This window comes from uncultured Thalassospira sp., from assembly GCF_963976115.1.
GTDB lineage: Bacteria > Pseudomonadota > Alphaproteobacteria > Rhodospirillales > Thalassospiraceae > Thalassospira.
The window spans coordinates 83,649-97,252 of record NZ_CAXBJJ010000014.1; the positions used below are offsets into that span (position 1 = coordinate 83,649).

A 13,604-nucleotide genomic window follows, 5' to 3' on the forward strand; every position below is an offset into this window, starting at 1 on the left:
ACGCGAAAGCAAAATAACGCCAATCCCCCATTCATTTTGTGGTTAAATCACAGCGCAATCTGCATCCGGCTTTATCGCCTTTTGTGACACTTCATATATGGTGCCTTTGTCGCTTTCGCATCCAAAAACGACAAATTTTCAAAAAAAGGCTTGCCAAAGCCAGGCCGGTTTTATAAACACCGCTCCACGCCAGAGCGCGTGACATAAAGTTCTGCTGGGGGATAGTTTAACGGTAGAACTACGGACTCTGACTCCGTCAGTCCTGGTTCGAATCCAGGTCCCCCAGCCACCTTATTTTTCCTGCGCACAATATTTCCAAGATCGCCAATCCGGACCCACTTGCCCCGGATTGCCTCTTTGCTGGCGGACAAATTCCATTTCAAATATTCGCAACAAATGAACCGGCATAAACCATGCGCGGACTTTTTTTTGCCACGACGCGCGCATCCCATAGCAAATAATTGCGCAGCCCGTTCTGTTGATTGTAAATAGTCCCATCAGTTGACCTTAACAGGGAACCCAAGATGACGCATTTCACCGGGGGCTGTTTGTGCGGCAAGGTTCGGCTGGTGGCATCCGGGCTTCCATACCGGGTCGGCCTTTGCCACTGCCTTGACTGCCGCAAATATCATGGTGCCCTTTTTCATGCATCGGCCATTTTCCCACAGGATGCCGTCACGGTCGATGGCGAGACACGGGATTATGCCGGGCGGTTTTTCTGCCCGCATTGCGGATCGTCGGTTTTTTCGCGCAGCGATGATGAAATCGAAGTCAATATCGGATCGCTTGATGACCCGGACCAACTCACCCCCACTTACGAGCTTTGGACCATCCGCCGCGAAACATGGTTGCCACCACTCCCGTTTGCCAAGCAATATGAACAAAACAGAGACGCTAAGGGTCGCCACGAAGAATAGACCTAGACCGTCAAATCCTGGGGCGAGACAACAAAAACTTCGGCACCGTCCAGACCTCTGACCGGGGTGCCAAATTTGCTGTGTCCGCGGTAAGAATGGTGCATATGGCCGTGCACAAACAGCTTCACCCCCATTTCCTGTCCCAGCCGATCAATTTCGACAGTGCCATATTCATGGCAGGATGGCGCTTCATGGCTGACAAGGACGTCGCATTTCTGGGCGGCTAACAGTGTGTGATCTTCGGGGAAGATTGTGTCGCGCTGGCGTAATGGCAACCCTTTGCGCCAACGCACATGCGGCCTGGTCACAGCCAGAAAATCTTCGCGGCAATTAAATACCGGTTTTTTACCCGAAATTGGATACCACACCCGGCCGCGATAAATTCCACCTAATCCGGCAACCAATAGCGTGCCATCCCGGCACGACATCGCGACCGAACGGTTGCACAGATTGCCTTCGGGGTAATCTTCAAACAGGAAATCGTACTGGGCGGCATCGGCGCAATCATGATTACCGGGAATCCACCAGCATTGCACCCCCTGACCGATCACTTTTGCCAGCACCTCGCGAAACGGGCGCTGCAAATCCAGATCCCCGACAATCACCACATGTTCTGGCTGATGCAGGGCAACAGCGTCAAACAGCGGATCAAAATTCTGGTGCGGATCACCATAAAACAGCACAGGCATCAGGTTCTCGTATATTGAGGCAAATTTCAATCAGCAAGCGATATGATGCTTTTATAACAGCACAGTCATACCACTGCGCGACAAAACCCCAAGGCGCAAATTCAACAATACAGATAAAGAGGCCGGTTTTCCCGCTACCGTATTGACAAGACGGGCTGGCTCGGGTACCTCACTGCGCACAGCGTGATATACGCTGCGACAAAAGTTCTGCTGGGGAATAGTTTAACGGTAGAACTACGGACTCTGACTCCGTCAGTCGTGGTTCGAATCCACGTTCCCCAGCCATCTTTTTAAACCGGGCTGAAAACATCCGTTTTAGCCGCGTTCGATAAATCAGCCGCCGACAGCACACCCTTGAACGCCATGGTCATGAATAATGGCATTTGGACCCAAACGGTCGCGTAACCGGGTTTGGCATATCAGCGGATGAAAATGTCGGGAACAACACCCCGACAATATCGTTAGCGACAGGCAATGTGAAGTTGCAACGAATGCAGAGAGTGCGAAAGCAAAGGAGCATACGATGCGAAACGACATGTATCGATCCCGAAAAGACACCACCCCCAAAATCACCGCGCGAAAAGACCCTGTGATCTGGTCAAAACCGGGCAGCAGTGGCGTTCTTAGTCGTGCGCAGGAAGATTTTTATGAGCAAAACGGATTTTTGTTCATCGAAAATGTTTTTAGCGCCGATGAAATTGCCACACTGCGCGAACAGGCAGAAACCCTGCGCAAAGATGGCGAAACTCAGGATGACGTGATCGTGGAAGCATCAAGCAACGCGGTACGCAGCGTGTTTCGCATTCACGAAAAGAACCAGACCTATCTGGATCTCATGGCCGATGACCGGCTTGCCGCCATTGCGGAACATATTCTTGACGACGACGTCTACATTCATCAATCCCGGGTGAATTTCAAACCAGCCTTTAAAGGCAAGGAATTTTACTGGCATTCGGATTTTGAAACCTGGCACACCGAAGACGGCATGCCACGCATGCGTGCCCTTTCCATGTCGATTACCCTGTCGGAAAACACGCCCTATAACGGGCCGCTTATGCTTGTGCCCGGCTCCCACAGGAAATTCATTTCGTGTGTCGGCGAAACACCGGACGACAATTACAAAAACTCGTTAAAAGCACAGGAATATGGCACACCTGACCCGGAAAACCTGACCGCACTCATCCAGACACACGGATTGGTCGCACCTGTCGGCCCGGCGGGATCTGTCCTGATTTTTGATTGCAATACCCTGCATGGGTCGGGCAACAACATTACTCCCTTCCCCCGGTCCAATGCCTTTTTTGTTTATAACAGCATGAAAAACAGGGTTGTCGCCCCATTTGCGGCCAAATCCCCCCGACCGGACTTTTTGGCAAGCCGGGACAATATCCGCCCGATCCGCATCCGCCAGCGCAACACCATGCCGCCCGGCCATTTGCGGGCGGCGGAATAAGGCACCACAGATACCCCGAAAAAGACAGAGCGCAAAAGTGCGACAGCATATACCAAAGGCGCGGCGGCATTCCGGCGCGCCTGTTTTATGCACGTGGTTCAAACATCGTGAAATTTAAAGCACAGCCTTAAAGCACTTTTCCTTTAATATGACCCATTTTGCCAGCACAGTCTGCCGCCTGGCAAGGAGAAGTCCGCCGGGCGTAATGGGTTTACGGACAAGGATTTCGACGCGGCCAGGCGGCAGACTGTGCTGGCCCACAGGGTTTGTTTTTGGCGGTGTTTGGCGGCGTTACACCGCTCGCCCGATGCGCCGCATCGCGCAGCGCGCTGTGCCTTGCCAAACGACACGCCAAAAACAAACAAAATGGGTCATATTAAAGGAAATGTGCTTTAACGAAAGCGATGCACGTCGTTTTCAGTGATCAGAATATCGACCGGCACATCATATTGATGGGGAAAGATGCTATCAAGCCGGGCAGAAGCGAACCCAACCCCGATCACAATCGGACGATGATCAAACGCCGCCAGCGTGCGATCAAAAAATCCGCCGCCATAGCCTAGACGATAGCCATTGGCATCAAACCCAACCAATGGCGCCAAAATAACATCGGGCAAAACCGGGGCCGATGGAGCGGGAACCTCAATACCGGCAAAGCCCGCAGTCATTTCAGTTTGCGGCGTCCAGCGGTGAAAAACCATGGGCTGATGTCGGGCGACCACAACCGGCAAACAGGCCGAACCGCCCTGTGCGATATGATCGGCGATAACGGTGCGCACATCGATTTCACCCTGGACCGGCCAATAAAACCCGACACAGCTTTTTTCCGGCACCATCTCGGGCGCGGCAAGAACATCCGCCAAAAACCGGCAAATATCGTGTTCGGCCTTCACCCGTTCTGCTGCGGACATATTTGTGCGACATTTTAGCAATGCGCCACGCGCCTGCTGACGCCAGGTGGAAAAGGCAGCATCATCCGGACTGTCCACCGGGGCTGGCGGAACGCAATGAACGCCTGGGCCAGACAACACATCGTCAGGGAAACGGTCTTTTTGCGACATAGGACGGGCTCGTGATGTTAAACAGAAACGGTAAAATCACCCAGAAACGAGTAACGCGCCGGTGACCGGCGCGTTAACGGTTTGTCAGCAATGCTGCAATCCAAATCAATATTACAGGAGAGCAAGATCTTCCGCCGACATGCGGCCGTTGCGACCTTCAATCAGCTCGAACTGAATCTTCTGGCCTTCATCAAGACCCTGGAGGCCAGCGCGCTGAACCGCGGTGATGTGCACAAATGCATCTTTTCCACCTTCGTCCGGGGTAATGAAGCCATATCCCTTGGTCGCGTTGAACCACTTAACCGTTCCGGTAGCCATATCAGTAGTCGTCCTTAAGTTTTGATATGCATGCCCTTCGCCCAAGAAGGGCATTATTGCGAAGTCCCTGCAATATGACGATTGGCTGAGACTGACGTTACCTCAACCAGAAGGCAAGCAACCCAACCACTGAAACACTGCATTGTTTAAATAATAACGCAAAAAACGCCCTTTACGCAACGAAATCGTCTGCTAGGGATTCTTTTCCTGCGGTACGTCTTTGGAACAGCCATCAGGTCCTTTCCGCCATCGTCAAAGACCTTTCTATGATTTTCGATACACGCAAGGATCATATTTGCAATACGTAAGTATGTAAAAAATGAGTCTTTACGTCCAAATCCCTTGCCCATGATGATGATGAGGAATTGCAATAGACTCAATAAGGGTGCAATAAGTTGATGTGGACATCATTTTATAAGTCCGGCGGTTGGCTGCTTTTTTGCGCAATGCAATTTTTTGCCCTGAGCCGTAACAGGACAAAATTTGCGCATAAAACAAGCGCAGCGGGATTTAGAGCAAACCTGGATTTGTGGGATATCTGATCGGATAATTGTCAAGTGACCGCAGCGACGAAGATAGCCAACCCGCGTGAGATTGCCCAAAACGTCATGGTCATGATTACGGACCTGAACCTGCAGCCGACGCCGCAAGTGTTCCACGTTTTTTATGCTTATCTTGCCGACGAAATTTCCGAGCTAAGCCAGATCATTCGGGTTCTTGTGCGCAACACACAGGATTTGAACGAAGAAACCGTTTACCGGCTTTATCACAAATATCTCGGTGTCAGCGCTGTCGACAAACAGTTGACAGCGGGGGTGGCAGGTTTACAGGCCGCTGTTGAGCGCGTTGAAGAGGCCGTCGACGACGTCTTGCGTGAAACCGACGATTTCTGCACCCATCTGAGCGACACAGCGGCACGGTTTCAAGAAGAAGACCTTACAATTGATGAAGTGCGCAACATCACCACAGATCTGGCTGACACCACCAACAACACCCGTCGGCGCTGCGCTGATTTTCAGGGATCGCTGGAACAATATCACGGGGAAGTATGCCGGGTTCGCAATGAACTGGAACTGGTCCGCCGGGATGCCCTGACCGACACCCTGACCGGCATTGCCAACCGTAAAATGTTTGATGCATCCTTACGCGAAGCTGTTACCAACAGCATGGAAACCGGCAGCCCGTTAACATTGCTGATGATTGATATTGATCGCTTCAAGCATTTCAACGATAATTATGGCCACCGTGCGGGTGATGGCGTGTTAAAAGAAGTCGCCCGGGTCCTGGTAAATTCGACCAAGGGTGCAGACACCGTTGCCCGCTATGGCGGCGAGGAATTTTCGATCATTCTGCCCGACACAACGCCCGAAAACGCCGAAAAACTGGCCGAAAAACTGCGCCAGAATGTATCTTCCCGGCGTATTCGCAACAAAAAGACCGGCAAGGATTTCGGCCAGCTGACCGTTTCAATTGGCTTAAGCGGCCTTAAACTGGGCGAGAACATTCTGGAATTTATCGACCGCGCCGACGAAGCCCTCTATAGCGCCAAACAGGCGGGCCGCAATACCTGCATCCGACTGGACTGATCTTAACAGGCGCTGTCCAATATCGGTTTCTGCGGCTGTGACCGGCCCAACGGGCAATCAAATTTCGCCGCCCGCCTGTGCACGCATAAAAAATCATCCTGCTGGCTATCAAACATCATATTTGGTCAATGCGAGGTGTTGGGATCTTCTTTATTATGTTCAGCACCCCCATATTTGACGGGGCACCACAGCACACCGATCATTTTAAGCAAGGTCACGAGTTACGAATGGTTAGATTTGCAAATATGAAGATTGCAAAACTTCCTGTGAAGAAGTTATTTTTTAAGCAACGCGGCGTAGTATGCCATTCAGACCTAAAGTTTAAGAACAAGCCCTTACTGGCGGAAACATTAAAAGAAGTGTCTGCAATGACAGGCCTTGAACGGGCGGAACCAGTGAAATGACCAAGCAGATACGCGAACGCAAACTGGACCTCCAGCACAAAATTTTCCGGACATTCGACGAATGTCACTTCCAAAAGTCCGATATTTCGCGCGAATCGCTGTTTGTCCTGAAAATGAGTGAAGGCTCGACCGTGTCTTTGCCGTTAAATGCCGTGTGTAAGGAATTTGGCATTGATGAAGACTCCAATGATGGCGAGTTGATCGGCCTGGTCGACAAGGCGCTGGATTTTATCAATGTTCTTCGCCCCGGCGATGACCTGCCCTTGGAAGTTCTAACCGGCGAAGCATCTTGGGCGGTTGATAACAATCATCGGCAAATCGCCTATAACCGCGTGACCATGCAGCTTGTAACCTGGATGTCGGGCAGCGAAGAACTGATCACGGATCCAGAAAAACTAATGCAAATTGCGGAAGACCCAGCCACCAAACGCAAAATCAACGATGCCTTTGACGAGGTTGCCGAAAAGCTGGGCATGGGCAAGGAAAACCGCGAAGAAGTGATCAACCTTGTTCATCAGGTTGCCGATGAACTGGCCTATATTGAAACCCTGCGCGAAAAATATCGTCTGGTTCAAATGGTCAATAACAAACTGCAGGAATTGCGCCGGATTTATGCCCACGAAAAAGGCGTTCTGGAAACGGTAACCCAGGTTATCCGCCTGATTGACGATGCGATGAAACAGTTTGAAGCATCCTTTGATGAAATTGACGCCAATACCGGTGAAATCATGTCGGTATTGCGCAACTTCACCACACAGCGCCAATATATCCGTACCAAACGCGACGATCTTTTCCGCCGCCTGCGTGCATGGGAACCCCTGTTCGAAAGATGGTCAGCCTTGACGCCAGAACGCGATCCAGAAACGGTAAAACTGGTCCGCGATACCTATCAATTTTTGGCACCGCGTTTTATGAAGGTCAAACAATGGCTGATGATGACCAAGGTGCAGGATGGCATTGCGTCGGGCCAGAATTTCAGAGATGAAAAAGAACGCATGAATGCCCTGAAGGGCAAAATGATGCAGTGGTAAAGCGTAGCATCTAACGCGCCCGTCTAAAGCATATTTCCTTTAATATGACCCATTTTGTTTGTTTTTGGCGTGTCGTTTGGCAAGGCACAGCGCGCTGCGCGATGCGGCGCATCGGGCGAGCGGTGTAACGCTGCCAAACACCGCCAAAATCAAACCCTGTGGGCCAGCGCAGTCTGCCGCCTGGCCGCGTCGAAATCCTTGTCCGTAAACCCATTACGCCCGGCGGACTTCTCCTTACCAGGCGGCAGACTGAGCTGGCAAAATGGGTCATATTAAAGGAAAAATGCTTTAATCCGGTGCCTCATATCTTGCGTTGCTGTTAAACAGAAAATCAACACCGCACGCTCACCCCGCCCATACCGACAACACCCGCCAGAATATCATATTCTGGCGGGTGTTTTGTTTTGCGTAAACGCAACCTGCTGATCGCGCGCGGCACTCTTTGTTGATATGTCAGGGACAAGACAAACACGATTACAGCGCGATCAGAATGTCAGGCTTTGGTAATTTTAAGGGCAACATGCCCCTCAAGCACGGTTAACGCCTTTTGGGCCGAAGCAGGCATTGGCACACGTGTATCAATGCAATAAGCAATCAGGGCCGCCGCAAGTTCAGCCCCGGCGGAAGGAATAAACAAGGAATGCCCATCATCGGGGAGCAGTTCAAGCGTAACCACAATTTCAGGGCTGGTGCTTATTTTAAGTTTGCCAAGCTGGCCCGGCGGCAGAGGCTTGCCCGTCCGACGACGATAGGCGGTAATGGCCTTGATAATCTCGACATTCTCAAAAATAAGACAGCGGAGTTCACGCATGGTTTGCTCTTTCCGGGCTTTTGGGCGAGCGATACCAAACCGGTATGCCGCGCCATTTCAAACGTCATGTATCCGCCTGCCCTGGCCATATCGGGCCAGTGACGCATAGGGCACCACGCGCCACACAGGGCTTGGTTGGAATACGGCAGGCCCCTGACGGAAATTTCAACTATTTGGAAAGTCTAATCTATTTTGCCTCTCCGGAGATAGCCCAAAGACGGCAGCCCCCTGGCAGCAGGCCCGCAACCCCCACCAAGCGGGGTCCTTTCCCGGACTTGATCGCGATAAAACCGTCAGGCAGCTAGCTGCTGGCCAGCCACAGCCCCACGCCAATCATAAGGGTTCCGGCGATGCGGTTTAGAATACGGACATTGCCGCTTTTTTCGAGAAAACGACGCAATGATTTCCCGCCCGAGGCATAAAGCAACAGGCAGCCCAACTCCGTCACCAGCAAAATGACAACCAATGCCGATAGTTGCGGCATGACCGGGTGATCAACATGGATAAAAGGTGGCAATAGCGAAATCATGAAAGCCCAGCCTTTGGGGTTGGCAATCGCCGTAACAAACCCCTGAGTGGCAAGGCCGACCGGTGTCGCGGGCTTGCCTGACGCCGCAGTGGCAGCATTGTCAAATGACACCGCCATACGTCCGCGTGAACGCCACATTTGCAGGCCCAAAAATGCCAGATAGGCCCCGCCCGCATATTTGAAAACGACAAATACTGCCGGATATTGCAACATGATGGCCGCAGCGCCCAACGCAGCTGCAACGGCAACAATGGCAACACCAACCAGTTCCCCCGCCATCATCCACAAAGTCCGGCGAACACCAATGGTCATGCCCATGGTCAAGGCCAGGGTCATACACATTCCCGGGGTGATCGACACAAAAAAGGCAGTCGGCACAAACGCCGCCAACAGCGACAAATTCATCTTTTTACCCATTCCAACATAACAGTAACATCCCCGCATATACCAAACCAGGCCGTTCGCCAATTGCGCGCATAGCACGATAAGATGACTTTTTTCACACCGGCAAACATCAACATGGCCCCCCCGGCGCCAAAACCACCGCAAATAACCACAGAAAATAACGGATATTGTTAACCGACCCCATTGCCTGGCGAAGGATCGATCACACCACCGCAAATCCGGCCCGCGCGGCACCATCTTTCCGGTTTTGGCAAAAACAGTTAAAAAATACATGCGCGAGGTACAAAAATTGCTTGACCTGCACGCCTATGCCGTCAAGATTGGGGTCTCAAACAAACTGTGCTTTCACCTGATCGAAGACCGATGTTCGCAAATCAGACCCCTTACATTAATCGCGCTAAAAGCGCCATGGCCGTTTCGGCACATGGCTGTGCGTTTATGTCTGATGCGCTTCTCCTATCGGGTCTTCTAGGTTGTGCCGCTCGCGGGTCGCTACGACTTACCCGCCCCTGAGCGTTCCACCCGAGGCCCCCGCAACCTGAAACAGGTATGCTCGCCTCGCAGCTCAGGGGAACCAGTCGCGCCGCATTTCAGGCCCGCATTGAATTTCCATAAATAAATACAGCATCCAAGGGCATTCAGGCCCAACCAATACAGGAAACGAAGCCATGGTAAGTTCTCAAGACAACCGCGTCATCATATTTGACACCACTTTGCGCGACGGCGAACAGTCCCCCGGCGCATCGATGTCACTTGATGAAAAACTGCGTGTTGCCCATGCACTGGCCGAATTGAAAGTGGATGTCATTGAGGCCGGTTTTGCCATCGCCTCGAACGGCGACTTCCGATCGGTCAATGAAATTGCCAAACAGATCAAAGGCCCGACCATCTGCTCGCTGGCACGCGCCACCAAAGGCGACATTGAACGGGCTGGCGAAGCCCTGATCCCGGCAGAAAACAAACGCATCCATACCTTCATTTCCACAAGCCCGCTGCACATGAAATACAAATTGCAGATGGAACCGGAACGGGTTTTGGAAAAAGTCAGCGAAAGCGTCGCCTTTGCGCGCCGCTTTACCGATGATGTTGAATGGTCTGCCGAAGATGGTTCGCGCACCGAGCATGACTTTTTGTGTCGCTGCGTTGAAGCCGCCATCGAAGCCGGTGCCACCACCATCAATATCCCCGACACGGTTGGCTATAGCACCCCGCGCGAATATGCCGACATCATGACAATGCTGTTTAACCGGGTGCCCAATATCGACAAGGCGATCCTGTCGGTTCATTGCCATAACGATTTGGGGCTGGCGGTTGCCAATTCACTGGCCGCCGTTCAGGCTGGTGCCCGCCAGATCGAATGCACGATAAATGGTTTGGGCGAACGTGCCGGCAATGCTGCACTCGAGGAAATCCTGATGGCCTTGCAAACCCGCAATGACGTCATGCCATTCTCCACCGGGCTGGATTCCACCAAAATCATGAATGCGTCGCGTCTGGTCTCGGCGGTATCGGGTTTTGTCGTCCAGCCCAACAAGGCCATTGTCGGTGCCAACGCCTTTGCCCATGAAAGTGGCATTCATCAGGACGGCTATCTGAAACACGCCGAAACCTATGAAATCATGAAACCCGAAAGCATCGGTCTGAACAAATCCAGTCTGGTGATGGGCAAGCATTCGGGGCGTCATGCCTTTAAGGAAAAGCTGAAAGAACTGGGCTTTGCCGAAATGGGCGATAACGCCATTCAAGATGCGTTTGACCGCTTCAAGGAACTGGCTGACAAGAAAAAAGAAGTCTATGACGACGATATCGTCGCTCTGGTCGATGATGGCCTGCGCGACAATGAACACATTAAATTTGTGTCTTTGGCTGTTGTTTGCGGGTCCAAGGGACCACAGGTTGCCGAACTGGAACTGACCGTGAACGGCGAAACCAAAACCGCCAAAACCACGGGTGACGGCCCGATTGATGCAACCTTTAACGCCATCCAGGAAATTTATCCGCACAATGAATGGCAGTTAAAACTGTATCAGGTCCATGCGGTGACCGAAGGCACCGATGCCCAGGCACAGGTCACAGTCAAGCTGGAAGGCGATGGCCGTACGGTTATCGGCAATGCGTCAAGCACCGATACTGTCGTTGCATCCTGCATGGCCTACGTCACTGCGGTCAATAAACTGATCCTGAAAAGCCAAAAAACCGCACCCGATGCGATGGCATCCTAACCGGGCGGCAACCACTTGTTTGCCTATTGGTCTTATATGCACAAAAGAGGCGGCCTGCGGGGTCGCCTCTTTTTGTATTGCGCCCCTGTCCTCCCCGGCGAACCATTGCAAACCACACAACATGGCGTGGATGCGAATCGTAAAAGACAGTGCAACATTGACGTAATCCTTACAGCTGTTAACAACCCAAACGCACAATCTGCGCCCGAAAAATTCCGAAACGAATAATTCGGTCATCATTCGCGCCGGGAAAAACATCAAAAAATCACCGTTTTTATCGTTCTGCAGCGATGTTTTTTCGATCGAACCGTGTCGATGTTTTATGTCGCTCGCCCTGAATGCCAACCGGAAAAACCGGCGGCACAATTCAACTGTCAACCGCAAACCCGCGAGATAACAGAAAAAGTTAACACCAGATATCCCGTTTTCAGACAGAAACAAGCAAATTTGACGCTGCCTGTTGCCGCGCCCCAATCAACGACCAGAAGTTGAAATTTAGTCGCTGGCAAAGAAGAATATTCGCGATCAAACGGTGTAAGCCGCCTCCACACCGACTGTCCCATACGCAACATTTCGCGCCGACCTGTGGCCTAAACTTTTCGCAACGGCATTTTCGATAAATGACCTTTGCCCTTTGGTCAATTTGCGATCTGAAAGCACTACAATTCCCGGAATTTCGGTATTTTCCAGACATCCCCGACTTTGCAAGAACGACCAACCCGATGTCATAAAAGATCGGTATCGACACCCGGAGGGAACGATTCGTGTGATTTTCGCGAGTCTGTAACATTTTTGGAACGAGCCATCCAAAAACACATCCGGAAATATCTACCAATGGTTGAATATCATGTTTTTGCCAATCCGTTATCCACCTTTGGGCTGGTCAATCGGGGGAAATTAACGTTAAGCACGTGAAAGGCAGGGGCCGCCTTAACTATTCCGCAATGCGTTGCAGTTTATTCGTGCATAGGCGCTCTCGCTGCGCTATCTAGAGCAATACATTCGCGTTTAAAAGTTTTCTATTACCGGGGCATAGGGCAGGAATGTTTTCCAAACTGCTTGGGCTATTATCCTCCGACATGGCGGTCGATCTTGGTACCGCCAACACGTTGGTTTACGTCAAGGGACGCGGCATTGTCCTGAACGAACCATCGGTCGTTGCAATCACCGACGAGAAAGGTAAAAAACAGGTTCTCGCGGTTGGCGAAGAAGCCAAGTTGATGCTGGGCCGTACCCCTGGATATATTCAGGCTATTCGCCCGTTACGGGACGGCGTTATCGCCGAGTTTCACATTGCCGAAGAAATGATCAAACATTTCATTCGCAAAGTGCATAATCGTCGCAGCTTTGCCAGCCCGGAAGTCATCATCTGCGTTCCTTCAGGGTCCACCGCTGTTGAGCGCCGCGCCATTCAGGAAAGTGCTGAAAGTGCCGGCGCACGTAAAGTATGGCTGATCGACGAACCGATGGCTGCCGCCATTGGCGCGGGCCTTCCGGTTACCGAGCCGACCGGTTCGATGGTTGTTGATATTGGTGGCGGCACCACCGAGGTTGCCGTTCTTTCCCTGGGCGGTATTGTTTATGCACGGTCCGTAAGGGTTGGTGGTGACAAGATGGACGAAGCGATTATCGCTTATATCCGTCGTACCCATAACCTTTTGGTCGGCGAAAGCACTGCTGAACGGGTTAAAAAAGAAATCGGTTCTGCCTGTGCGCCTGACGATGGCGATGGCGCAACCATGGAAATTCGCGGTCGCGACCTGATGAACGGCGTGCCCAAGGAACTTCTGATTTCCGAACGCCAGATCGCCGAAAGTCTTGCTGAGCCTGTTTCAGCCATTATCGAGGCTGTTAAAGTCGCCCTGGAACAGACCCCGCCTGAACTGGCGGCCGACATTGTCGACAAGGGCATTGTTCTGACCGGTGGCGGCGCGATGCTGGGTAACCTTGATTACGTCCTGCGTCATGCAACCGGCCTGCCGGTTTCGATCGCTGACGATCCGCTTTCATGTGTTGCACTGGGTACCGGTCGTGCACTGGAAGAAAAAAAGATGCTGCGGAACGTGTTGCACACCGCCTATTAAGGTTTGTGTGAGAAAATCATCGCCGGGCCGCATCCATACTGGACGCGACTCGGCGTTTTTATTACTCTTATTCGTGACCAAGATTGTTTCGACG

General features: G+C 51.9%; 12 protein-coding genes and 2 tRNA genes. 9 read left to right on the plus strand and 5 right to left on the minus strand.

Annotated elements, in window-relative coordinates:
* The first annotated feature begins 215 nt into the window (after nt 1-215).
* Together AAC086_RS18080 and AAC086_RS18085 are read left to right on the plus strand one after the other, a co-directional pair.
* Nucleotides 216-289, plus strand: a tRNA-Gln gene (locus AAC086_RS18080).
* Nucleotides 290-524: 235 nt separating this feature from the next.
* Nucleotides 525-917: a GFA family protein gene (locus AAC086_RS18085; protein ID WP_339780784.1), complete on the plus strand. Its 393-nt coding sequence runs from the start codon at nt 525-527 to the stop codon at nt 915-917.
* A gap of 2 nt (nt 918-919) precedes the next feature.
* Here AAC086_RS18085 and AAC086_RS18090 read toward each other — a convergent pair whose 3' ends face one another.
* On the minus strand, nt 920-1,606 hold the full coding sequence (locus tag AAC086_RS18090) for a metallophosphoesterase (protein WP_339780786.1): 687 nt from the start codon (nt 1,604-1,606) through the stop codon (nt 920-922).
* A 211-nt stretch (nt 1,607-1,817) separates the two neighbouring features.
* Between AAC086_RS18090 and AAC086_RS18095 the strand changes: the two genes are divergently transcribed.
* Together AAC086_RS18095 and thpD are read left to right on the plus strand one after the other, a co-directional pair.
* Nucleotides 1,818-1,891 (plus strand) — tRNA-Gln (locus AAC086_RS18095).
* Nucleotides 1,892-2,129: 238 nt separating this feature from the next.
* Nucleotides 2,130-3,059, plus strand: a complete 930-nt coding sequence (thpD, locus tag AAC086_RS18100; protein WP_339780787.1) for an ectoine hydroxylase — start codon at nt 2,130-2,132, stop codon at nt 3,057-3,059.
* A 392-nt stretch (nt 3,060-3,451) separates the two neighbouring features.
* Here thpD and AAC086_RS18105 read toward each other — a convergent pair whose 3' ends face one another.
* Both AAC086_RS18105 and AAC086_RS18110 read right to left on the minus strand, forming a co-directional pair.
* Complete coding sequence (locus AAC086_RS18105) at nt 3,452-4,120, minus strand: 5-formyltetrahydrofolate cyclo-ligase (RefSeq protein ID WP_339780788.1); 669 nt, start codon at nt 4,118-4,120, stop codon at nt 3,452-3,454.
* 111 nt (nt 4,121-4,231) lie between these two features.
* Nucleotides 4,232-4,438, minus strand: coding sequence for a cold-shock protein (locus tag AAC086_RS18110; RefSeq protein WP_073953794.1), 207 nt, complete (start codon nt 4,436-4,438; stop codon nt 4,232-4,234).
* A gap of 557 nt (nt 4,439-4,995) precedes the next feature.
* On the opposite strand from AAC086_RS18110, the gene AAC086_RS18115 reads away from it, so the two are divergent.
* The 3 genes from AAC086_RS18115 (at nt 4,996) to AAC086_RS18125 (ending at nt 7,459) form a co-directional block, all read left to right on the plus strand.
* Complete coding sequence (locus tag AAC086_RS18115; protein WP_339780792.1) at nt 4,996-6,024, plus strand: GGDEF domain-containing protein; 1,029 nt, start codon at nt 4,996-4,998, stop codon at nt 6,022-6,024.
* A 155-nt stretch (nt 6,025-6,179) separates the two neighbouring features.
* The gene (locus AAC086_RS18120) at nt 6,180-6,428 is read left to right on the plus strand and encodes a hypothetical protein (protein ID WP_339780794.1); all 249 of its coding nucleotides are present in this window, start codon (nt 6,180-6,182) and stop codon (nt 6,426-6,428) included.
* Nucleotides 6,425-7,459, plus strand: a complete 1,035-nt coding sequence (locus tag AAC086_RS18125; RefSeq protein WP_339780795.1) for a hypothetical protein — start codon at nt 6,425-6,427, stop codon at nt 7,457-7,459. Before AAC086_RS18120 ends, AAC086_RS18125 begins: the two co-directional genes overlap by 4 nt.
* A gap of 493 nt (nt 7,460-7,952) precedes the next feature.
* Here AAC086_RS18125 and AAC086_RS18130 read toward each other — a convergent pair whose 3' ends face one another.
* The gene (locus tag AAC086_RS18130) at nt 7,953-8,270 is read right to left on the minus strand and encodes a hypothetical protein (protein WP_339780797.1); all 318 of its coding nucleotides are present in this window, start codon (nt 8,268-8,270) and stop codon (nt 7,953-7,955) included.
* Nucleotides 8,271-8,571: 301 nt separating this feature from the next.
* Entirely contained in the window at nt 8,572-9,204 is a 633-nt protein-coding gene (locus AAC086_RS18135; protein WP_339780799.1) for a LysE family translocator, read from the minus strand.
* A 668-nt stretch (nt 9,205-9,872) separates the two neighbouring features.
* On the opposite strand from AAC086_RS18135, the gene AAC086_RS18140 reads away from it, so the two are divergent.
* Together AAC086_RS18140 and AAC086_RS18145 are read left to right on the plus strand one after the other, a co-directional pair.
* Nucleotides 9,873-11,426 carry a 2-isopropylmalate synthase gene (locus AAC086_RS18140; protein ID WP_339780801.1) on the plus strand — a complete coding sequence of 518 codons (1,554 nt, stop codon included), beginning with the start codon at nt 9,873-9,875 and terminating at the stop codon, nt 11,424-11,426.
* A 1,043-nt stretch (nt 11,427-12,469) separates the two neighbouring features.
* Nucleotides 12,470-13,510 (plus strand): rod shape-determining protein, encoded by a 1,041-nt coding sequence (locus tag AAC086_RS18145; protein ID WP_085585470.1) that lies wholly within the window; start codon nt 12,470-12,472, stop codon nt 13,508-13,510.
* Nucleotides 13,511-13,604 lie beyond the last annotated feature (94 nt).